This window comes from Clostridium hominis (assembly GCF_014287825.1).
GTDB classification, from domain to species: Bacteria; Bacillota; Clostridia; order Clostridiales; family Clostridiaceae; genus Clostridium; species Clostridium hominis.
In genome coordinates this window covers 548,941-573,623 of record NZ_JACOOO010000004.1, presented here as the reverse complement: position 1 = coordinate 573,623, position 24,683 = coordinate 548,941, and the positions used below count along the sequence as shown (strand labels likewise).

The 24,683-nt window shown below is 29.4% G+C and carries 17 protein-coding genes; 12 read left to right on the top strand and 5 right to left on the bottom strand.

The features are described 5' to 3' along the window. Both H8S20_RS04305 and H8S20_RS04300 read left to right on the top strand, forming a co-directional pair. Complete coding sequence (locus H8S20_RS04305) at positions 1-1,257, top strand: glycosyltransferase family 2 protein (protein WP_186859362.1); 1,257 nt, start codon at positions 1-3, stop codon at positions 1,255-1,257. A 10-nt stretch (positions 1,258-1,267) separates the two neighbouring features. Next, positions 1,268-3,325: a cellulose biosynthesis cyclic di-GMP-binding regulatory protein BcsB gene (locus H8S20_RS04300; protein ID WP_186859361.1), complete on the top strand. Its 2,058-nt coding sequence runs from the start codon at positions 1,268-1,270 to the stop codon at positions 3,323-3,325. A gap of 211 nt (positions 3,326-3,536) precedes the next feature. Here the strand turns inward: H8S20_RS04300 and H8S20_RS04295 are convergent, their stop codons facing one another. Together H8S20_RS04295 and H8S20_RS04290 are read right to left on the bottom strand one after the other, a co-directional pair. Continuing rightward, positions 3,537-4,211: a potassium channel family protein gene (locus H8S20_RS04295; protein ID WP_032120084.1), complete on the bottom strand. Its 675-nt coding sequence runs from the start codon at positions 4,209-4,211 to the stop codon at positions 3,537-3,539. An 11-nt stretch (positions 4,212-4,222) separates the two neighbouring features. After that, a complete protein-coding gene (locus H8S20_RS04290) occupies positions 4,223-5,515 on the bottom strand; it encodes a TrkH family potassium uptake protein (RefSeq protein WP_032120083.1) in 1,293 nt (430 codons plus the stop codon). Between the two features lie 608 nt (positions 5,516-6,123). On the opposite strand from H8S20_RS04290, the gene H8S20_RS04285 reads away from it, so the two are divergent. From H8S20_RS04285 to H8S20_RS04275, 3 genes are all read left to right on the top strand, one after another. Further along, positions 6,124-7,176, top strand: a complete 1,053-nt coding sequence (locus tag H8S20_RS04285) for a glycoside hydrolase family 113 (RefSeq protein WP_186859360.1) — start codon at positions 6,124-6,126, stop codon at positions 7,174-7,176. 307 nt (positions 7,177-7,483) lie between these two features. Continuing rightward, entirely contained in the window at positions 7,484-13,555 is a 6,072-nt protein-coding gene (locus H8S20_RS04280) for a fibronectin type III domain-containing protein (RefSeq protein ID WP_186859359.1), read from the top strand. A 15-nt stretch (positions 13,556-13,570) separates the two neighbouring features. After that, positions 13,571-15,751 carry an immunoglobulin-like domain-containing protein gene (locus H8S20_RS04275; protein WP_032120080.1) on the top strand — a complete coding sequence of 727 codons (2,181 nt, stop codon included), beginning with the start codon at positions 13,571-13,573 and terminating at the stop codon, positions 15,749-15,751. 179 nt (positions 15,752-15,930) lie between these two features. Here the strand turns inward: H8S20_RS04275 and H8S20_RS04270 are convergent, their stop codons facing one another. After that, entirely contained in the window at positions 15,931-17,286 is a 1,356-nt protein-coding gene (locus H8S20_RS04270) for a PFL family protein (protein WP_186859419.1), read from the bottom strand. 114 nt (positions 17,287-17,400) lie between these two features. On the opposite strand from H8S20_RS04270, the gene H8S20_RS04265 reads away from it, so the two are divergent. Continuing rightward, complete coding sequence (locus H8S20_RS04265) at positions 17,401-17,550, top strand: hypothetical protein (RefSeq protein ID WP_186859358.1); 150 nt, start codon at positions 17,401-17,403, stop codon at positions 17,548-17,550. Between the two features lie 29 nt (positions 17,551-17,579). Here the strand turns inward: H8S20_RS04265 and H8S20_RS04260 are convergent, their stop codons facing one another. Continuing rightward, positions 17,580-17,849, bottom strand: a complete 270-nt coding sequence (locus tag H8S20_RS04260) for an ACT domain-containing protein (protein ID WP_032120079.1) — start codon at positions 17,847-17,849, stop codon at positions 17,580-17,582. 187 nt (positions 17,850-18,036) lie between these two features. Between H8S20_RS04260 and H8S20_RS04255 the strand changes: the two genes are divergently transcribed. From H8S20_RS04255 to H8S20_RS04240, 4 genes are all read left to right on the top strand, one after another. Next, entirely contained in the window at positions 18,037-19,245 is a 1,209-nt protein-coding gene (locus tag H8S20_RS04255; protein ID WP_207725243.1) for an iron-containing alcohol dehydrogenase family protein, read from the top strand. Positions 19,246-19,263: 18 nt separating this feature from the next. Further along, positions 19,264-20,625 carry a YjiH family protein gene (locus tag H8S20_RS04250; RefSeq protein WP_186859357.1) on the top strand — a complete coding sequence of 454 codons (1,362 nt, stop codon included), beginning with the start codon at positions 19,264-19,266 and terminating at the stop codon, positions 20,623-20,625. Positions 20,626-20,693: 68 nt separating this feature from the next. Continuing rightward, positions 20,694-21,836, top strand: coding sequence for a pyridoxal phosphate-dependent aminotransferase (locus H8S20_RS04245; RefSeq protein WP_032120077.1), 1,143 nt, complete (start codon positions 20,694-20,696; stop codon positions 21,834-21,836). A gap of 170 nt (positions 21,837-22,006) precedes the next feature. Then, positions 22,007-22,399, top strand: a complete 393-nt coding sequence (locus H8S20_RS04240; RefSeq protein ID WP_032120076.1) for a hypothetical protein — start codon at positions 22,007-22,009, stop codon at positions 22,397-22,399. A 214-nt stretch (positions 22,400-22,613) separates the two neighbouring features. Here the strand turns inward: H8S20_RS04240 and tpx are convergent, their stop codons facing one another. After that, positions 22,614-23,099 (bottom strand): thiol peroxidase, encoded by a 486-nt coding sequence (tpx, locus tag H8S20_RS04235; RefSeq protein WP_032120075.1) that lies wholly within the window; start codon positions 23,097-23,099, stop codon positions 22,614-22,616. A gap of 188 nt (positions 23,100-23,287) precedes the next feature. Between tpx and H8S20_RS20640 the strand changes: the two genes are divergently transcribed. Beyond that, a complete protein-coding gene (locus H8S20_RS20640) occupies positions 23,288-23,941 on the top strand; it encodes a glucosaminidase domain-containing protein (protein ID WP_051986992.1) in 654 nt (217 codons plus the stop codon). A gap of 159 nt (positions 23,942-24,100) precedes the next feature. Beyond that, positions 24,101-24,673, top strand: a complete 573-nt coding sequence (locus H8S20_RS04225) for a toxin-antitoxin system YwqK family antitoxin (protein ID WP_032120074.1) — start codon at positions 24,101-24,103, stop codon at positions 24,671-24,673. The last annotated feature ends 10 nt before the right edge of the window (positions 24,674-24,683 follow it).

Below are 24,683 nucleotides of genomic sequence, written 5' to 3'. Positions count from 1 at the left end.
GTGAAAGGATTAAAATTTACGGATTATATATTTTTATTTTCTTTAATATCAATATGGGCTATATTACTGATTAATATAATTTTAGCCATAGGAGGATATATATATTATTTAAAAAGCTTAAGCTTTAAAGATGAGAAGCTTAATGAATATCCTTTTGTATCTATATTAGTTCCTGCTCATAATGAAGGGAAGGTTATTGGTAAGACTGTAGAATCGCTTTTATCTTTAGATTATCCAAGAGATAAGATGGAGCTTATAGTTATAAATGATAATTCTTCAGACAATTCTAAAGATATTCTTCAAAGTATTAAAGATAGATATGGAAGATATAATTTTACAATAATAAATACAGATAATATAACTGGAGGAAAGGGAAAATCTAACGCTTTAAATATAGGATATCAAAAAGCAAAAGGCGATTTTATCGCTATATATGATGCAGATAATACTCCAGAAAAAACAGCGCTTAGATACTTAGTTCAGACTATAGTTAGAGATGAAAGTTTAGGAGCTGTAATAGGCAAGTTTAGAACTAGAAATAAGCATAAGAATATATTAACTAAATTTATAAATATAGAAACCTTAAGCTTTCAATGGATTGCTCAAGCAGGAAGAAAGCAACTATTAGGCTTATGTACTATTCCAGGAACAAACTTTATATTAAGAAGGACTACTATAGAAAAGCTTGGCGGTTGGGATACTAAAGCTATTGCTGAGGATACTGAGATAAGCTTTAGGATTTATAAGATGGGACAAAGAATTACGTATGTGCCACAGTCAGTAACATGGGAACAGGAGCCAGAGACAATTAACGTATGGTTAAAGCAAAGAACAAGATGGGTTAAAGGAAATATATATGTATTAGTGAAGTATATAAAAAACTTATTTAAAGGAAAACAAAATATAGTCCTATTTGATATATTATATTTTTTCTCAGTATATTTTCTTTTCTTAACATCAGTGGTACTTTCAGACATCATCTTTGTTTTAGGTATTTTTAAAATAATAGAGATAAATGTGCCATTTAACTTTTTTGTAATATGGATACTTTCTTATGTCTTATTTATTTTACAAGTAAGTATTACCTTAAGTATGGAAAAGGGTGAAGGTGGACTAGAAAATATTTTTTTAGCTGCAATAATGTATTTTAGCTATTCTCAAATGTGGCTAGTAGTTGCTATAAAAGGTATGATCGGATATTTTTCAGATGCTATTCATAAGAGAGAAGCTAAGTGGTATAAGACAGAAAGATTTTAGGAGTGATGATATGAGGATAATTACTTTAATAATGGCAATGTTTATTTGGCTATCAAGTAGTATTTCTTGTTTGGCAGATACAAAAAACGTTAAAAATTATTCCTTTGATAAAGATATTAAGATGAGTGGAGTAATAAGTAGTACTGATAAGTTTTTTACTGTAGAAGATAATTGGAATGTAGAGGATGCAAAGATAAAACTAGTATTAACTAAAAGTGAACTTTTAGATATTGATTATTCTACAGTGACAGTATTAATAAATGATACGCCTATTTCCTCTCAAAAGTTAGATGGCAATAAAGAATATAAAAGAGAGGTATCTATACAAATACCAAAGGATTTAATTCAAAGTGGATATAATAAAATTACAGTTAAGGCATATAAGACAATTTCAGATGTAGTTTGTAGAGATGATGCTAATACTGCAAACTGGCTTGTTATACATAAAGAGAGCAATGTTGATGTTAAATATTCTTACAAGGATTCTCCCAATATATTAAGCCAATTTGATAATACATATTTAAAAGAAGATAGTGGATCAAGATTAACTACTTCAATTTTAGTTCCAGATAATTATTCATCAGCAGAGTTAAGTGCAGGAATGATTTTTAGTGCCAACTTTGGAGAAAAGAAAAAATATGATAATTTTAGCTTTGAATTTAATACATATTCTAACATAAAAAATAAAAATGATAATATTATCTTTATTGGAAAAGGTACAGATTCACCAGAAAATATACTTAAGCTTTTTAATGATAATGAAAAGAGTTTATTAAATGATAATTGTATAATAAAGCAGGTAGAATCACCTTTTAATAAAGAGAGTAAGATGTTAATTTTAATATCAAATGATGAGGAGTTATTAATAAAAGGTAGTAAGCTTATAACTAGTAATGACTTAATAAAAAAATTGAATGGCTCATCTATAGTTATAAATAAAGATAGTGACGTTAAGGATTTAGTAACTCAAGAAAGAACAGATAGAATATATTTAAAAGATTTAGGGTATGAAAATCTAATGGTAAAGGGGCCTTTTAATCAAGAGATAATTTTAGATATAAATATACCTAAAAATAAAGTTGTTGCAGAAGGATCAAAGATAAAGTTTGATGTTAGATATGCTGAAAATCTAGATTTTGATAGGTCCCTTATGACAGTTTACTTAAATGATATTCCTATAGGCAGTAAGAGGTTATATATTGATAAGGCGGATAATGACACATTTGAAGCTACTATACCAAGTGATGTTTTAGGGAAAAGCTATTATCAAGTAAAGGTAGCCTTTGATTTAAACGTAAAAGATTTACAATGTGTTACTAGAGATGTTGATAATCCATGGGCATATATAGTAAATACTTCATATATTCAATTTGATTATGAAGATAATAATGAATTAACATTTAGCAATTATCCATATCCTTTTGTACTAGATAGTAACTTTAATGATTTGAAAATTATAATACCAGACACTATGACTTCAAATGACCTAAGTAATGTTTCAAATATAGTATCATTTATGGGACGAGATACAAAATATAATCTTGGAAATGTCCAGATTATAAAAGATAGTGAGTTTAATAAAGATGATAATAAGGCAAATGTAATAATTTATGGAACTCCTACTACAAATAATATTTTGAAAGATATAAATAGTAAATTAAACTTAAAGTTTAATGGTGATTTTAGTGCATTTGAATCAAATGATAAAATTAAGTTTATAGGAGAATATTCATCACAAATAGCCTCTATACAGTTTATAAAATCGCCTTATAACTCAGACTTTGGAGCTATGGTAATAAGTGCAACAGATAATAATGATTTAAATTTAGCTACAAGCTACTTAAATGATTTATCGCTTACGAAATCATTAAGAGGAGATACAGTAGTAATTGATAGAAATGGTTCTGTTGAAGATTTATATTATAATACCAAAGAAAAGGTAGATGAAATAAAAGATGAAAAAATAAAAGTAAATAAAGAAGGAGAAATATTCATTATTGTAGCAATTGGATTATTTATAACTATAGCAATAGTTGTGATTATGATGCTTAAGAAATATAGAAAGTAATGGCTGGTTTGCTGGCGCAAAGGAGAAAAGTCACCTTCGGTGAGGGGAAAGGTTCTGCTAGGCAAAAGGTGAAAGGTCACATACGGTGAAGTGAAAGGTTTGACTTCGTCAAAGGTGAGAAGTTTACTTGCATGAAGAGAAAAAATAGTAGTTATCCAACTTTTGAGTTAGGTTGGAGCTACTATTTTTTTATTGTGTTAGAAATTAATATTTACTTATTACCTAGAAAATCTTCGAGATTTCTTATATTATTTTTCTTTCCTATTACTACAATTAAATCGTCTTCTCTAAGTATATGGCTTGGATCAATTTCGATTATTGTATTTCTACCTCTTTCCATAGCTATAATGTTTAAGTTAAAGTCATCACGTATTTTAGATTGAATTATTGTTTTACCATCTAATTTACTTGTTATTTTTACTTTTTCTATATGAATATCGTTATTTAATTCAATAAACTCTAAAGCTTCTTCGTTTAATAGTCTGTTTGCGATTCTTATAGCCATATCGCTTTCAGGATATACAACTTCAGCACCTATCTTTTCTAAAACACAACCTTGTTCATAAGTTATTGCTTTAGAAATTACTCTAGGAACTCCAAGATTAATAACATTTAATGTTGTTAATATACTTATATCTATTTTCTCACCTATACATACGAAAACAGTTTTACAGTTTTGAATTCCAGTTTCCTGTAATGTTTCTTTGTCTAAATTATCAACAACAAAAGCATTATCTGTAAGCGATCTTATATGCTTTATTTTATTTTCATCGCAATCTAATACTATAACTTCTCTGCCTGCTTCTATTAAAGCTTTGGCTAAAGAAAATCCGAATCTTCCTATACCGATTATCCCAAATTCTACTACTGATTTATAATTAAACATAAAAATTTCTCCTATCCTATTATAACTGCTTCTTCTGAATAATATGCATTTGATGGTTCTTTGAAATACCAAATAGTGGCTATGGTCATAGGACCTAATCTTCCAATAAACATAATTAATGAAATAATAACCTTACTTAGATCAGAAAGGTTTGGAGTTATTCCAGTAGATAATCCTACTGTACCAAAGGCACTAGTTACTTCAAATAACAATTGCATAAAGGTGTAAGTTGGCTCTAAAATGCTTAAAATAAATGTTCCCATACATACTACAAATAATGCTAACAGTGTAATGTTAAAGGCCTTCAATATTACATTAGATGGAATTCTTCTTTTGAAAGCTACACAATGTCTATTTGTAGATGTACTATAAATACTCTTATATAAAGTAAATATAGTTGTAGTCTTTATTCCACCACCAGTTGATCCAGGGGATGCTCCTATGAACATTAAAATAGTTAATATAAATAACCCTGCATTAGTAAAATTACTTAGTGGGTAAGTGCTAAAGCCTGCTGTTCTAGCAGATGTACTAAAAAAGAAAGCTCCAAGCCATGTGATATCTTCAGTAAACTTTAATACTACAGTTCCAACTACTAGTAGTATACCTGTGGTAATAAGAACTACCTTTGTATGTAGACTAAATTTTTTAAAAGATCTTTTTTCAATAATCTCTTTAATAACTAAAAATCCTAATCCACCAAATATAATTAATCCACAAGTAGTTAAATTTAAGAGTATATTACTTTGATAAGGTATTAAATTTTGAAGATTTCCCAATATATCAAAGCCTGAATTATTAAATGCAGCAATTGAATGGAACATACTTATTCCTAAAGCATCTAAGGGAGAATAATCCTTTGAAAATACAATATAACTTAAGATCACACCTATACTTTCAAAGATTAATGTTAAAAGTAAGACTGACTTAACTAATTTTACAAGCCCTTTTAATGAGTCTAAATTCATAGATTCTTTTATAAGAGTTCTTTCCTTAATCCCTACTTTTTTCCTCATTAAAAGAATAAAACCAACACCGACAGATGTAACGCCAAGTCCTCCTATTTGAATTAGCATAGCTACTACAGTTCTTCCAAATACGGTAAAAGTATCTGCTGTATCTATAGCTATTAAACCTGTTACACAAACAGCACTTGTAGATGTGAATAATGCATCTATTAAAGATACACTAGCACCATCATTTATAGATATAGGCAGCATTAGTAGCATGGTTCCTAATAATATTACTAGCAAGAAACCTAATACAATAATTCTTCCAGGTTTAATTTTGTTTATTAATCCCATTTAAAAGTCACTCCTTAAAGAATAAAACAATAGATTGTAGTCAATATAGCTCTTAAAGCTAACAAAAAAATTAACTACTATTGAATTCATAACTTTTATTGAATAATATTTGTATACTAGATTCTTTATTAAGAATTATAAAGATTTGTGATAACTTAATCACTAAATAAATAATAGTTTGTCCAAAAATATCGGTGGTTACCTTATACAACCAATACTTTTGTATCTGTTCTTCCATAATAGAAATTATGCTCCTTTTCTTATTCAATCATTATTAATAGATACCATGTAAAAAGACATAATCTACACCTAAAAAGACGCAAACAATGTCTTGTGATTTGAAATAATATTAAATTCAATATAGTACTAAATAATTTATTTTTAAATAAAATTTAACTCAGTATATAGTATTTTCCATATAGTTTTAAAGATAATTATATATAACTAAAAATATTAATTCAATAGATTTATAAATACTCTAATGTTAAATTTTCATAACAAGAATTTAACATTAGTTAAAAATCTTTTTATATGCAAAATAGTAAAGATAGTAAAAATAATGTAAAATAATCATAAATAACAATCAAAAAAATATATAAGAGGAATTTATGAAAAAAATAATAGCAATTATATTAGGTTTAATAATTTTATTAACAATTTGTGGGTTATATTTTAAAAATATCCACAATATTACAGAAGAAAATGCTGGAAATGTGGATAAGATTAAATCAGTAAACTTATCTACAGATTATGAGATTGATCAAGTTATGATTGATATTGAATCTTTAAAGGTTAATACTGTGAATGTTCCAATAGTTATAGAAATACCAATGTTAACTTCAAATGAGATGAAGGTTAATGAATACAGCAAAGAAAAGGCTATAGAGCTAATTAAAAAACTTAAGTCTTCTAATATAAATGTAATATTAGAACCTTATCCTTGGATAAATAATGGTAGTGACTATGAAACAGAATTTGATCCAGAGGATAAGAAGAAGTTTTTTGAGGATTGGAAGTGTATTTTAGGAAAGTTAATAGATGAAATAGCTAATAAATATGATGTTGACATAATAATTACTGCTTCGAATCTTACTAAGTTAGAAGGTTACCAAGATGAATGGATAGATATAATAGAGTATGTAAAAGAAAAATTTAATGGTCTTGTTACATATAAAACATCATGGTGGTATACGGCAAAGTGGGATGAAGAAAGCATTAATAAATATAATGAAAAGCTAAATAATAAGATATTTTCATCGGTAGATTTTATATCTATAGCTGCTTATTTTGAGTTAAGTGATAAAGAAGAAAATACAGTAGAAGAGTTAGTAGAATATTTAACCTCTACTGAGATATATAATAGAAATCAGAATGTAGTAGAAGAAATACATAATTTTTATAAGAAATATAATAAACAAATATACTTTGGGGAGTTAGGTTTTCCAAGAAGGAATTATGCAGCAATGCATCCGTGGAATAGTAATGTTTCAAGTATAGAAAATAATGAAGAACAAGCACGATGTTTCGAGGCTTATAAAAATGTATTTGGGGATAAAGATTATATAAAAGGATTTTCTATATTTGCAGTAGGAGAAAAAGGTCAGGATAAAAACTTTTACCCATCAAAAGAAAGCATGGACGTTATAAAGGAATGGAATTAATATTAAGGATTTATGTAAGATTAACTCTAGTATTAGAAATTTAATATTGTTTATCTAAATAAAGAAATGCCCTATATAGATACAAAATCTCTATATAGGGCATTTTTTTATGTTTAGGAACAGAATTAACTCTATAAATAATATATATTTGTGTCTTTTCTAAAACTAGATATAGAAAATTAAGTAAAAATAATAGATATTTACGTATAAATAATAATTATTAGCAAAAAATTACTTTATTTTAATATAATTTTATATTAAAATAAAAAAATGTCAAAAATTTTAGTTTAATATGGAGAAAAATAGTATGAAAAAGGGAAGTAAAAAAATAATTTCGAAAACTATTGCGACAGCATTGGCAACGACGAATTTAGTTGGAATATCTTCTCAAGCTGTTAATGCATTTGAAAAGAATATTGATACTAATAATGTTGATGTTGATAATGTAGCAGAAAATACAGTAGATGTTACTGTAGAGAATACTGAAAAAATTGAGGATAGTAACACAGAAATTAAAGATGCTGTAGATAATTCTGAAGTACCTCAAGATAGTAATAATGAAGAAAGTAGTGAAAATATAGGAACTACTGAAACTGAAGAAGTTGAGGATGTTGAAAATGTAGATACTAATAATAGTGATTCTAATATAAATGAATCCAATGATGAAACTGTTACAGAAGGTGAATCAACTATAACAAATGAAGACGGTGCTAGTAATAGTGAGGAATCTACTGAAGTATCTAATGATAAAACATTAGAAGATAATGCAAATATATCTGAAGATGAAAAAACATCAGAAAGTGAAAAAGAGAATAGCACTGGGACTTCAAATAGTTATGAATCAAAGGGAAAAATAGAATTAGATATTAATTTTCCAATGCCTATAATTAATACTGATAATATATCATTTTCTATATCAAAAGATGGGCAAAAAATTGGTAATATAACTGATTTATCTATTGAAGAAGGTACTTTAGATAATGGGGCATCTTATAAAATTAAAAAATTAAATTCAATAAGAAAGCCTTTAGAAGAAGGTGATAAAAATATTTACTTCTTACATGTAGTATTTGAAGGTTTGGAGCTTGGAAACTACTCTTTAGAAGTAAATAGTGATAGACATACAAATACTAGAGTAGATGATATAGAAGTAGTTAATTATTCTAAGAGAGTTACTTTAAGTAGTGGGTATAATTCATCACAAGGATACAATGGGGGATTCTTAGCTGGAGATGTAGACGGTAATGGAATAATAGATATGGGTGATTATAACCTAGTTTTTGAAAATCTAGGTAAATCTCAAGCTAAATATGATTTAAATAATGATGGAATAGTTGATATTGCAGACTTAACTTATGTTAATGAAAATATCGGTAAAGAATTAGGTTTAGCAGAAGTTACAGATACAGATGCAATATTAAAGTTAGAAAATATAGATGTAAAAGCAGAAGGAGCGAAGCTAGAAGAAGGATCGGCTAGCTTAAAGGATATATTAACTGATTCGGATTCAGTAGTAACTATAGGTAAGGTAGATGGACAAGCACCTTCTGTAGAAAGCCCATTAACTTTAGCATTTGACTTATCTAAAAATACTAGAAGTAGTGAAAATGTAAAGATGGATCAAATAGTTATAAAAGCTCCAATAACTTCATCTAATTCAGAGGCCGGGGTACCATCTATGGGTACAATTACATATGAAGATGAAAATGGGCAACAACATACCTTGAATTTTGATGAAAATAAAACTAATGATGATTCATCGGCAGCGGAAGCAAGAATGGCTTTAGGAGCTATAACAAGAGTAAATGAACAAGGCGATGTTGTAATAGAACTTGGAAATCAAATAGCTGTTAAGAAAATTTCTATTAATGTAACAGGAAATAGAGGGAATAAAAAAATATCAGAAATTGCTAAGATAGAGTTCTTAAATAATGTTTATAAGGAAATTCCAAAACCAGATATGAATATTCCTAAACTTAAGATTGTAGAAACTTCTACAAATTTACATAATGAAAGTATAACTCTAGCATGGGAACCACAAGCAAATGTAACTTCATATGAAGTAATGTATCAAAAGCTTGATGATAATGGAAATGTTAAGAGTACAAAGAAGCTTCAAACAAATCAAACAAGCATAAAGATATTAGATAAGGACATTAAGCCTTATGATTTATATAGAGTAAGTATTCAATCACTAAATGGAGAGTGGAATAGTGGATATTTAAGTGAAGATGATATAGGAGCAGGTTTTGATGGAACTGCAGACAATGTAGATGGATCATTCAACCCAATTGATAAGTACTACAATGAATATACTGAAAGTGTATTAGAAGTAAGGGTAGTTCCTAATAGTGCACCAGAGCCACCAAGAAACTTAACAACAAGCCAAGGGTATAAATCTTTTACTGTAAAATGGGAAGAACATTCACAAGCTAGAGATTTTGATATCTACTATAGAAAACTTGGAGATACAAATAAAAATTGGCTAAAAGCAAATGATGGTAATAAAGAAGTGACAGAGGATAGCCCAGAGGTTACTAATCCAGATAAGAGTAAACTATCAAGAAGTGGTAGCTATACTATAACTAATCTTGAAGATAATACTGCTTATGAAGTAAGGGTTACTGCAACTAACCATTTAGGGACAAGTAAGATGTCTAGCACATATATAGCTAAAACTACATCAGTTATCCCACCAGTAATGCCAGAATATAATCTTATAAATAGACCAACAGATGAAAATGAGATTGGTACAGAGCATATTGTTGATGTACGTAATAAGAATGACGCAGATGGATGGGGAAACGATGGCTCATTAAAATATGATTCAGAGTATGCTTTAGTTGACGGAGACTTTACAACTTCCTGGAAGGTTAATGACTGGGATACAGGAGCTGTTTACGGAGCAAATAGAGGATCTGAAATCACTTTTGATGACACATATGAAATAGGATCAATAGCATTTGCAGAAACCTTAGAGCAAGGATATCCTATGGCAGTAAAAGAAGTTAAAATTACTTATTGGGAAAATACAGAGAATGGTACGGAAGCTAAGGTAGTTCGTCCAACATCTATCCAACAAAAAACATCTAATGGGAATAAATACTATATTGTAAAATTATCAGAGCCAATAAATGCTAAGAAAATAAAAGTAGATACAGCTGGATGGGGCGGAAATAGACAAACTATGTCAGAGCTTAGATTCTATAAGTATGATAGTATAGCTGATGATATAAAGGCACTATATACAGATGATTTAAGACTTGTTCTTAAAAAAGAAGTAACCCAAGAAACTTTAAATGAATTAAGAGATAGATTAAATACTAAAGATCCTATCTCTAATGAATATCATCCTGATAAGGCTGTTTTAGAAAAGGAGTTAGAGGTTGCTCAATTATTATATAATGATAGAGAAGTTTCTGAAGAAATAACAACACTTGATGCTAGTATTAGAGATGATAATGAAGGACCAAAATTAGGAATGCAAAATGACTGGCAATCGTTAGGAAGTGTTGCAAGACCAGGTGTTGATGAAGATGGAACATCTGAGCAGATAGTAGTATATATGGGATCAAGTGACCCAAATACAAGAGTTCAAATAACATTCCTTCAAAATTACGGACTTCCAAGTCAATATCAAGGAGGAACTGTTACAATAGCTCCAGGTAGAACAGAAATTACTATACCATCAATTATTGCAGCTGATGTAGAAAAAGGTGGACAAGTAATGGCAAGAGTTACTAATGGTTCTACAACTGCAGATGTTAAGATACGTTTAAGTGGAGTTACTGAAATTCCTCATTTAAATGTTAATAATATAATAAATGATTCAAGTAAGGTTGATGAAGTAAAGGGTAAAATAAAGACATATATAGAAGAATTAAAGTTATATATGGGTAATATAGAAAGTCTTTATGAAGGAAAAACTATTGATAGAGAAAATAATATATATCCTTATGATGAACAAACATCACCTTTAAATACAACTGATATAGAAGGTGATAGATTTACACTTACTTTACCAGCTTCAGAAATTCTTAAAGGAATTAAAGATGGCCTAAATGGAGATATTGATAAAGAAGTTGATAGAGTTTATAATGCACTTTTAGCTTGGGAGCAAGAAGTACAAGTTGGATTTGCTAAGAAGGGTGTATTTGAAGAGGTTAAAGATTTTAATAAAAGTGGTTCAATTGATGATGAAGATAGAGCATACTTCAGCAAGCATAGAGCACCACTTACAAGATTAAATGTTAAGTATCAAAGAATGATGATGGGAGCTGCTGCTTATGCATCAAGTCATCACATAGGTGTAGGCTTTGGATCATCTTCATATATTCAAGGTGTACCATATAAGTTTAATGAAGAGGGAAATGTTACAAATGAAAATGAAGCTAAGCTTTATGGTGCTTTAATAGGACATGAAATGGGACATGCTATGGATATTGGAGATAGACTTTATCCTGAAACTAGTAATAACTTGATGACTGCAATTACAGCAACTATGTTAAACGAAGATAGTCCATATGCATCATCAATGTCAGAAGTATATAAGAAGGTAACTTCTAATACTATAGGATTATCTACTAATAGAAGTGTAGTAGTAAATATGTTATGGCAACCATATTTAGCATATGAAGATGACATAACTTATAAGATGTTACTTACAGATAATGATGCTGATTTAAGCAATGACTCATTCTATGCTAAGTTAAACAGAGCTTATAGAGAAATGACAGCAGAAGAAAGAGCTAACGGAGATAGAGATCAATGGTTAATTAGAATGACTTCTAAAGCTGCAGGAAGGAATTTAACTGCTTTTTATGAAGCTCATGGTATAATAGCAAACCAAACAACATTAGAATATGTATCTAAATTCTCTGAGGAAACTAGAAAGATTCAATATATTAATGATGAAGCTAGAAGAAGAAGAATTGCAGGAACTGCAGATATGGAAGAAGGAACTACTCTAACAGCAACTTTTGGAAATGATTCTAACGATACTCCAATAAAAGATGGTTCCTATGTAGATGATAAGAAAGTCTCAATTAACTTATCAGTAAATAAGAGTAAGGATAAGATATTAGGATATGAAATCTATAGAAATGGAGAGCCTTGCGGATTTATTGAAGCAGATAAAGTAAATGATACAACTGTATATACTGATATTGTTGATAATATTAACAATAGAGTAGTAACTTATTCAGCAGTTGCTTATGATTATAACTTAAAATCAACAAATACTGTAGAGTTAGGAACAGTTAAGATAAGACATGAAGGTGGAGTAGATAAGTCAAGTACTATTTTAACTTCAAATACTATTAGTATGAATGAAGAAAGTAATGATATACATGGTCATGAAGGAAATGTAGATTTAAAAAATGCATTAGATAATAATAATGGTACTGCATATGCAGGAAGAATGTTAATTAATGGTGAGTATAATAGCTCAGTACATTTACCAGAAATGCATCCTAATAATAGTCCTTATTTAATGTTAGATACAACTGAGATGAAGACTTTAGTAGGAATTAAATACACTGCACCAGTTGAAAGCACAGGATTTATATTTAAGAAAGATGTTATAGCAACAGACTCAATTAAAAAATATAAAATTGAAGTAAGTAAAGATGGTGTAAATTGGACAACTGTTAAGAATGGAGAATTAAATTTAACACCTGAAAATCCTACGGCAACAATTTACTTTGATAAAGAAGGTGTTGAAGGTGGAAACCAATTAGCTTCTTATAATGCAAGATATGTAAAAATAACTGCTTTAGGAACTAAATATATTTCAGCATCAGAACTTGAAGTAATAACGCCTCCAGGTGATAACATTGAAATTGGTGTTGCTGATGATAATATTAACTATGCAAATGGAATCGGAGTGTTAAAAGATGAATTCACTTACGTAGTTGGTGATGGTAATGAAACAGAAGAAAAATCAATACCAGCAGGTTCTATAGTTATAACTGGTGAATATAGAGGAAATCCTGCATTTAATGTACCTTTAGTATTAAATCAAGATGAAGAGCATATTGCAGAAAAATATGATGGATTATTATTTGCTCAAGTGCCTGATAATGGAAATATAGAAGAAATAGCTGAAGGAACTTGGATTTATTGGGTAAGACCTGAAGATTCAGCAAAATTCATGGAAGATAACTCTAAAGTATTTGCAGAGCTTTATAGAACTGATACAGCAGATGCTATTGATGGTGGACAAAGATTAGTTAGTGATACATTTAAAATAGATGTACCAAGCAAATTACCACAAATAAGTTTCAACGGTGGAGCTGGTAGAAGTGCTCTAAGCTCTAACAATGTTAAGGTTATAGAAATAAATAAAGATTTAATAAATAAGGTTACAGAAAATAGATAGTAAGAGGAGAATAGTATGAAAAAGGTAAAAACTAAGAAGAAGCTTATACCTTTATTACTAGCTGTTATAGCTACTTTGAGCATATTTTTATATGCTAAAAGTATTTCTGCAGAGCTTGCTGTAAATGAAGATGCTAGTGTAAAGTTAAATATTGAAAAAGTAGATAGAGATACAATTAGAATTTCATTAGATGATTTTGAACCTAATATAAAATCGCTGCAATTTGGTATTAAAATAGATGGAAATGCTAAGTTTGTAGAAGAGGGAATAAGATCTTTAGTAAAGTCTAATGATGAAAACATGAAGACTAATATAAAGGTAAGTAATGATAAAAAGGGCATGGAGATATTTATAGTATCTACAGAAGCTTTAGAGAGAGTCTCTACAAAATTTGAGATATGTGAAATAGATTTAGAAAAAGCTACTGATAAAAAGACAGGATTTAGTATAGAGCCATATTCTATTGACTCAAATGGAGCATCTATTACTTACGTATTAAGTGATACTAATAAGAAAAAAGAACAAGTTTTAGCAACTGAAGCACAAACTATAAACATAAACTCAGCTCCCAATATAGAACTTAAAGAATCTGAGTTCATAATAGATGGTGAAATAATCTTAACTAAAGGTAAGACTTTCAAGGCTGAAGATTATGTAAATGTTACTGACGAGGATGGTACTGTTACATTAACTCACAATGGTGGTACTGTAAAGATAAATACAGTTGGTGTTTATAATGTAACTTATACTGCTACAGATGATTATGGTGATTCAACTACATTACAGGTTCCAGTAATAGTTGAAGAAGCTGATTCACTTCCAGTAATAAATATAGAAAATTCTCAAATAGTGGATTCTACTATAACAATTAATGAAGGTGAAGAGGTTAATATATTAGAAGGAATTACTGCACAAGACTTCAGAGGTAGAGATGTAGAAGTTAAAGTTGAAGGAGAATATAGCTTTAATCATGCAGGAACATATCCTATTAAATTAATAGCTAAAGATATACATGGTAATATTGCTGAGTTAGCGTTAATGTTAGTTGTTAAAGGAGAAGAGCAACCAGTATCAAATCCAATAATAAATGTAACTAATAAAACTATAACTATCAAAAAAGGTGAAACTGTAGATTTATTAGAAGGTGTTATAGCTACTGACTACTTAGGACAAAAATTAACTGTTGATGTAAGTGTTTATTACGCAGGAGAAAAATTAGAAAGTGTAGATGGAGCTTACAGTTTTAATGAAATAGGTGAATATACAATTAAGTATAATGCAACAGATAGCTTAGGAAATAAGGCTGAAGAAGTAACTGCAATATTAATAGTTGAAGGTGAAGATAGCGAAACAACTCCAGAGAATCCTGAAGAATCTTTACCAGAGGATATAGTTAATGTTGGGGGTGATGGAACAGAAGAAGCACCTATGACTTATGAAACAGAAAATATAGTATCTTTAAATAAGTTTGTTGAACAAGCACAAAATAAATTTAAAGCGATAGTAACAAGTAGAACAATCTTAGCTAATGGAACACAAAAGTATTCTATTAGATTAGAGGAAAAGGGAATTATAGCTAGGTTATTTGGAAGAACAAATACTTACTATATTGACATTATAGTTCCTAATACTGATGAATTTAATAATGTATTCTCTAAATTAGATAAAGATGATAAAGAAGCACCAGTACTAGAGTACAATGGAGCGTTAAATATGATACTTGAAAATGGTGCAAACTTTGAGGTTCCAGAAGTTACTGCTAAAGATAATCTAGATATAGATGTAACAGTAGAAGTTGTTATAAGAGATAGCAATGATAAAGTTATAGATAAGATAGATACAACTAAAGCAGGTAAATACACAATAACATATACTGCTGAAGATGAAAGTGGAAATAAAGCTGAAGAATTAGTTATTACAGTGACTGTAAATGAAGCTAATGTGACTCCGGAACCACCAGTTGATGAAGAGAAACCAGGGGATACGGATACAACTAATAAGCCAGAAAAACCAGGAGATACAAGCGAACCTGTTAATCCAGAAGAACCAGGTAATCAAGGAAACACAGAAAATGACAAAACTAATGATTTACCAGCTACTGGACAAGGAGTATATTTTGGAGTAATAATAATTGCTGCAATTATATTAATTGTTTTTGGTATATTTATGTTACCTAGAAAAAAGTATAAACATTAATAAATAATAAGCCTTGTAATAAAATACAAGGCTTATTTTATTTTAAATTATTTAAAGAAATATTTATCTTCAGCTTGCTGAATATTTATCAGTAATGTATTTACATATTTCTCTTTGGTTTAAGCAAAATATTTTGCTTGCATATGGTAACATTTTTCTTTGTGAGTATAGTTAACAACTTAATTCTTAAATGAGTGGATTGGTGCTGGAATTCTTCCTCCTCTTTGTATAAATTCATAAGATGAGAATTGGTTTATTTTCATTACAGGTGCAGTTCCAAGTAAACCACCAAATTCAACCATATCACCTACAACACAACCAGGAGCAGGTATTATTCTAACTGCTGTAGTTTTATTATTTATAACTCCGATAGCTGATTCATCTGCAATCATTGCTGATAATGTTTCAGCAGTAGTATCTCCAGGCACAGCAATCATATCTAAACCAACTGAACATATTGCAGTCATTGCTTCTAACTTTTCTAAGTTCAATGAACCATTTAATACAGCATCTATCATTCCGGCATCTTCTGAAACAGGAATGAATGCTCCACTTAATCCACCAACATGGCTACAGGCCATTACTCCACCTTTTTTAACTGCATCGTTAAGAAGTGCCAAAGCAGCAGTAGTACCATGTGTTCCAACAACTTCAAGCCCCATAGCTTCCAAGATATGAGCTACTGAATCTCCAATAGCAGGGGTAGGGGCTAAAGATAAATCTACTATTCCAAAAGGAACTCCAAGTCTATTTGAAGCTTCATGAGCAACGAGTTGTCCTACTCTTGTTATCTTAAAAGCTGTCTTTTTAATTGTTTCAGCAATAACATCAAAAGGCTTACCCTTAACTTTTTCTATAGCTCTTTGAACTACACCAGGACCGCTAACACCTACATTTATTATTTTATCAGCTTCGCCTACACCATGAAAAGCACCAGCCATAAATGGGTTATCTTCAACTGCATTTGCAAATACTACAAGCTTTGCACAGCCAAAGCCTTTAGAATCCTTAGTTAATTCAGCAGTTCTTTTTATTACCTGTCCCATTTCTTTTACAGCATCCATATTTATACCGCATCTAGTAGATCCTACATTAACAGAGGCACAAATCTTATTTGTTTTAGCTAAAGCTTCAGGAATAGAGTTTATTAATATCTTATCACCTTTTGTATATCCCTTATGTACTAATGCTGAAAATCCACCTATAAAATCTATACCCAAATCCTCAGCAGCTTTATCTAAAGTTTCTGCAAACTTTAAGTAATTATCCTCATTTGTAGCTCCAGCGATTATTGATATTGGAGTAACTGAAACTCTTTTATTTACTATTGGAATACCAAACTCATTTTCAATTTCCTTAGCTACCTTAACTAAATCCCTAGCAGAAGTAGTTATTTTATTATATATTTTCTCCCTAGCCTTATCACCATCAGAATCAATACAATCAAGTAAAGATATCCCCATAGTAATAGTTCTAATATCAAGCTTTTCCTCTTCAATCATTTTAATCGTTTCTAATATATTATTGCTGTTCATCATTTATTATTAACACTCCCTATAATTCAAATTACATTATTGATAAAAGTTTGAATTTTCTACTTGATGTTATATTTTTATATTGTTAATAGGGGATATTCACGAAGATATATTATGAAGCAGTATTTAGAATTTAATCCTTTCTGGAATGAAAATAGCATTAAAAAGTTTGTGCTGTCTGAGCATAGCGAGCTCACAAACTTTAGCGATTTTCATGGAAGAAATGATATAAATTCTTATACTGATGAATTAGTATCAAAGTAAATAGCACCTATTAACATTTATATATAACTCTACAGTGTATGCATTGAATTAAAGATTTCTTCTCTTTGGATTTTTACATCTACTCCAAGAACTTGTCCTTTTTCTAGTAATGCCTTTTTTACATTATCAAAGTCACAAGATATTTTACTTAGGTCTAGCATCATTATCATAGTGAAATAGCCTTGCATTATAGTTTGAGTTACATCTAAGATATTAATATTTAATTTTTGTAATTCAGTGCTTACACCAGCTATTATTCCTACTTGATCTTTCCCGATAACTGTTAAAATTGCCTTCATTAAATTCACATCCTTAAATATAAAAATAAAAGCCCTTTAAGGGCTTTGTTAGATTAATTTTACAGTTAAGGAAAATATGAGTCAACTATTTTAAGTCAGATATATAAATTAAATTTTTATAAATAGAAAAAATTTCCTAAAAACTCTTGAAATTAATAATCAAGAAGGTTATAATTATGCATAAATAATGAATAAAAATTCAAAAGAGGGCATGGATATGAATATAATGCATAATAATACAGTTAATTTTTCAAATTATACCATAGGAAAGGATAGCTTTGCTTCAATCAATGATATATGTAAGACTTATGGTAATAAAATATTAGTTATTGGCGGGAAAACTGCAATAGGTGTTGTAAAGCAAAAGTTAGAGGAATATATCAATGATTCAAATTTTGATATGAAGACGATTTGGACAAGCGACGAAAATGGAGGAAATAAGTATTGTTGGAACGTAAGAAAATCACCTAACGAGATAAATAATATAAAGTTAGAGGTTGTAGGATATGAATGGTATGGAGGTGAATGTACCTACTCAAATATTAGTAGACTTACAGAAATAGCTTTAGCAAAAGATGCTGAAATAATTATTGGCGTTGGAGGTGGAAAAGCTATAGATACTGCAAAGGGAGTAGGAGAAAATCTAAACCTACCAATTATAACCATTCCAACTATAGCTTCAACTTGTGCAGCTACTACTGCTTTATCTGTTGTTTATGATGATAATGGAGATTTTGATTCTTTTTACTTTATGAAAAGACCAGCAATACATGCAATTATAGACACAGATATAATTACAAAGGCTCCAAGTAAATATTTAAGAGCTGGAATGGGAGACACTATAGCGAAACATTATGAATGCACATTAGCTTCTAGGGGGGATGATCTTAATCATAGTTCTTGGATGGCTAGAGAAATAAGTAGTATGTGCGTTGAACCAATAGTAAAGTATGGAGAAAAGGCTTTATTAGATTCAAAAGAAGGAGAAGCTACATTTGAAGTAGAGCAAATTATATTAAATAACATAGTAAGTACTGGACTTGTTTCAATGTTAATTGATGAAAAATATAATGGTGCAATTGCACATTCATTATTTTATGGACTTACTTTATTAGAACATATTGAAAAGAATTATCTTCACGGTGATGTTGTTGGATATGGGGTATTAGTACAACTAGCTGTAGATAAGAAGATTGATGAGATGAATAAGCTATACAAATTCTTTAAAAAAATAGGTATTCCAACATCGCTTAAAGATATAGAGGTAAAAAATGATTTAGATTACTTAGATAAGGTTCTTCAAGAAACAATAGATGGTCCAGATATGGAACATCTTCCATATAAGGTAACTAAGAAAATGATATTTGAGGCAATTCAAATAGTTGAAAGTTTATAAAAATAAGGGGGCTATTCTATGCAAAACTACGTTGAAAATAGTAATAAATCAATAAATATAATAAATCTTGTAAAATTCATTCTTGCATCATCAGTTGGGGGATTTATGTTTCTTGCGCCTATATCATATCAAGGGTCAATTTCAACTCCAATAGGAATATTAATTGATTTTGTTAAAGCAAATTTGAGTGCTGTATTACCATATATAGTTGTTTTAGGTTTAATTTCTAGTACTGTTTTATCTATTTTAGAGTACACATTTAAACCAAAGTTTATAACTGAAAGTAAATTTATGACAAAGGTATTTGCAACAACACCGTTATATATAATTACAAAGGTTATAGCAACAATAATAACAGCTATGGTTTTCTTTAATGTTGGACCTGAAGCTATTATTTCTGCAGATACTGGTGGAACTATGCTTTCATTAGGTTCAACTTTAGTTGCTATAGCATTATCATTAAGCTATATATTACCATTATTAACTGATTGTGGAATAATGGAGTTTTTAGGTGTAATAACAAAGAAAATAGTAAGACCTTTATTTAAGGTTCCAGGAAGAGCTTCAGTAGATTTAATAACTTCATGGTTTGGAGCATCTAATGCTGCAGTAATATTATCTAGAGAGCAGTATTTATCGGGGTTTTATACAGCAAGAGAGACAGGAATAATAATGACAAACTTCTCAATAGTATCAATACCATTTTGTTTTATGATTGCAGGGATGTTAGGAATTGAAAGTATGTTTCCAGCGTTTTATTTAGCTATAAGCATGGTTACCTTAATATTAGCGTTAGTACTTCCAAGGATTAAACCATTGAAGAGTTTGCCTGATACTTATTACAATGACAATAAAAAATTATTAAGCGAAGATGTACCAGAAGGTAAATCTATGTTTAACTTTGCTCTAGAACAAAGTTGTGAAAGGGCTGAGAAGTTCAATATTAAAGATGTTATTAAAAGTGGGAATGAGATAGTTGTTGGAATGGTATTTAATTTAATACCAATAGTTATTGCTTGGGGAACTATTGCTCTTATATTAGTTGAATTTACGCCAATATTTACTTGGATATCTTATCCTATGGGAGCATTACTAGATCTTTTTGGTGTTGAAGCTGCATTCCAAGTAGCGCCAGCAACATTAGTGGGATTCGCTGATATGTTTATACCAGCTTTATTAATAACAGGAGTTGAGTCTGTAAAGACAAAATTTATAATTGGAGTATTATCATTAGTACAAATAATTTATATGACAGAAGTTGGGGCTATAATTATTCAATCAGATGTTCCAATGGGATTTAAAGATTTATTAATAATATTCTTAGAAAGAACAATTATAGCAATACCAATAATAGTATTAATAGCAAATATAGTTTTTTGATACGGTACCTCTGAGGTTAATCCATAAAATGGATTAACCTCAGAGGTAATACACGAAAGGAGAATATTATGAAACATAAATTTATTTCTAAGAGATATTGGAATAATGTAAGTACACCTATGGGTGCCAGTGGAGATTTGGCTAAAAAGTATGATGATATTATAAACTTAAGTTTAGGGGATCCTGACTTAAACACTGATTTAAGAATAATCGAAGAAGCTTTTAATGATGCTAGTAATGGGCATACTCATTATACAAATCCATTAGGTGATGAAGAATTAAGATTAGAGATATCTAAATATTATAAGGAAGAGTTTAATTATGATGTAGCATTAAATGAATGTTTAGTTACTACAAGTGGGTGCCATGCTATGTGGCTAATATTAGAATCTATTCTTGATGATGGAGATGAAGTTATAATTCCAGAGCCATATTTTACTCCTTATCCTGACCAAGTTAAGCTTGCTAGGGGGAAGGCAGTATTACTAGAAACTTTCGAGGAAGAGATGTTCCAAGTAAATGTTGAGAGATTAGAGCAGTGTATTACAAATAGAACTAAAGCTATTATAATAAATACTCCTAGCAATCCTACAGGTACATGTTTTAGTAAAACAACTTTAGAAGATATAGCAAAGGTAGCTATAAAACATGATTTAATAGTTATTGCTGATGATATATATACTGCATTTAGTTATGCAGAACCATTTATTCCAATTACGACTTTAGATGGAATGAAGGAAAGAACCATTAGTATAAGAAGCTTTTCAAAAGATTACTGTATGACTGGATGGAGAATTGGTTATGTTATAGCACCTAAAGAGATTATTCAAATAATGAAAGATGTTAATGAGAATAATGTATTTACTGCTCCATCAATATCTCAAAGAGCTGCATTACATGCCTTAAGAATGAGAAAAGAAATTCAGCCAGGTATAATAGAAGAATTTAAAAATAGAGCATATTATGCATATGAAAGAATAAGAGAAATATCATATCTTTCAGTTTTAGAGCCAAGAGGTAGCTTGTACTTATTTGTAAACATAAAGAAAACAGGATCAACATCTAGAGAGTTTTGTGATAAGTTGCTAAATGAGCATCATATTTTGGCAATACCAGGAGATGCTTTTGGAAAATCAGGAGAAGGATATATAAGAATTGCATTAACTGTAGGAGTTAATAAATTAAAAGAAGCTTTTGATAGATTGTTATAAGTCATAGATAAAGGCTCTACCATAGTGTAGAGTCTTTATCTATTTGGGGAAAGTTTATTTTTTATTGGATTAGATAATGAAAATTCCCATTATTATGTTAAAGTTTATATTTTAGAAAATTATAGGAAAGTATATAATATACCTATAATAGTTTAATAAGGGGTATAAATATGAAACATTTATCAGAGAATTTAGAAAAAATAGTAGAAGAATTTTTAGAAAAAAATGTACCAGATGAAACAAAACATGATTTTATAATTGCTGCAATTCATTTCAATATTAACCTTAATGTATGTACTAAGTATGATTTAATGAGAATAGATCATAAAGCAAAAGAGTTAGCTGATGTTGAGAAAAATGAGATATTAACTAATGCTGCCATATATAGTTATGCACTTTTTAGGGCTATAAATCATAATGAAGTTTCTGAAAAAGAAGTAGTTAAAATAAAATCAGCATTAATGAATATTAGTACATGTATAACTGAATATATGACATATAGAATTGATGAAAATACGTTAAACAAACAACTGTACGATGAGTTGTTAGAATTAGGAGTATAAATAAAGTGAGAGCTAAGGCACGCAGATAAAAAATTGACTTCATCCTTGATGAAGTGATAGATAAATATTAAGCAAGCTGAAGAAAAGTATGTGGCTAAAGTTACAGAGAAGCATATGCCTACGGTATGAATACTATATCTGCCGTAGGCATATTTCTCTTCGCTAGTATAGTGATTAATGTTTATAAAATTAATATTACTGTGAATTTGAAATACTATTTTACGGCATCTAAAGCTGCTTCGTAGTCAGGTTCATTTGCTACATCTTTGCAATATTCTACATATGTAATTTTATTATTTTCGTCTAGTACGAAGATTGCTCTTGTTAAGAAGCAAAACTCTTCTATTAATGTCCCGTAATTTTTACCAAAGCTCTTTTGTTTGTAGTCTGAAAGTGTTATAACCCTATCTATGCCTGCAGCCCCACACCATCTTACTTGGGCAAAAGGTAAATCCATTGATATTACATAAACTGTAACATTATCAAGATTTGTAGCCTTTTCATTAAATTTACGAACTTCCATATCACAAACAGAAGTATCAATAGAAGGTACTACGACAAATATTCTCTTTCCAGATGTATCTTTTAAGGTTACATTTTTTAAAGTATTATCAACTACTAAGAAATCAGGAGCGTCATCACCTACAGATAAATGTTTTCCAACTAAGGTGATTGGATCGCCATTAAAAGTTATTTTCATAATTTTTACCTCCATAAAAATTAGATTAGTTTCAAGGATTAGTATCTCCTATGTAATTATAAAAAATTAGAATCTAATTAAGAAATACTCTGTGGAAAAAATTACAATAAGATATGTTTAAGATTGAAATTAATTGGTAATACTTAAAAATGTATAATAAATAATAAGAAAAGGAAGGGTTATAAGTAGTGAAATTATTAAGATTTTTATCATGTATATGCATAGCTAGCATGTTCTTAGGGGTAAGTGAATTATCAGTATCAGCAGCTATGAGAATTATACCAGGATATTATGAAGATTATACAAAGTATCTACAACGTGAAGTTACAGGTCATGAAGAAATAGTAATAAAAGAAGATGTAAAAGAAGTAACATATAATCCAGATAACTTAAGAGAAAAAAGTAACTTATCTAAAGAGCAGATTTATAATATACTTGAAGGAAATAATTTGCAAGAGTTGGCAGATGAGTATTATGAAATGGAACAAAAGTATAATGTAAATGCTATATTTTTAATGGCACTTAATATGGAAGAATCAGGACATGGGAGTTCTTCTTTAGCAGTTAACAATAACAACTTAGGTGGTATTAAGTCTAGATATGGTGGATATGCAAGCTTCGATAGTTGGGCTTCTTGTTTAGAATATATAGCAAGCTTAATAGATGAAATGTATTTAACAGAAACAGGTGCTTATTATAACGGTACAAGTATTTACGGAGTTAATGTTAAGTATTGTATTGGTGGTAATTGGGCTGAAAATTTAAATACGATAGCAAATGAATTAATTTCAAAGGTAGAACCTAATATAAATACAAATAATATTAAAATTCATAATTTCTAATTTTACAGGCTCTATAATGAGCCTGTTTTTATATGTACGAGAAATTAATAAAATTTATTATTTAATGTTTACAATAGGATTAAAATGGTAATTATTTAAATAAAGACAAGCGGGTTTAAAGTTGTTTAGTTATTTTCACAATGAATGGAGATGATTTCGATGGGGTTATCAATTATACCAAAAAGCATACTAAAGAATCCTATAGAAAAAAATGTTAAAGTAAGTAAAAAGGATATAAAAACGGATGAGAATTCATTTTATGAGATTGATATTTTAAAAAGTAGAAAAGTTGAAAAGGAATTAAAGTATCAAGTTGAAAGAGATATTGGACTTATTAATATAAATACTGAATCAATAAATGGTAGAATTTACGAAAACGGTGAGCTTGTATATGAAGGAGAATATATTCAAGGGAAGGGATGTTATTCTGAAAAATGGTATGCACATGGCTATGGCAGAACTTATTATGACAATGGCAAGTTAGAGTATGAAGGGAACTTTGTATATGGTAGCCCTCATGGATATGGAGAATATTATTATGCTAATGGTCAAGTAAGATGGAAGGGTGTATTTCAAGCCACTGTTGGAATAGAAGTTTTAAAGTTATGGAAATCTTCATTAGGATATGTTGATAGGCGCGGGAGAATAAAATATGGTGAGTATTATGATAAAGAAGGAAAGTTGATTCATTATGGAAATTTTGATTGGAAGGGTAATCCAGTAAGTGAATAATATTGATAAT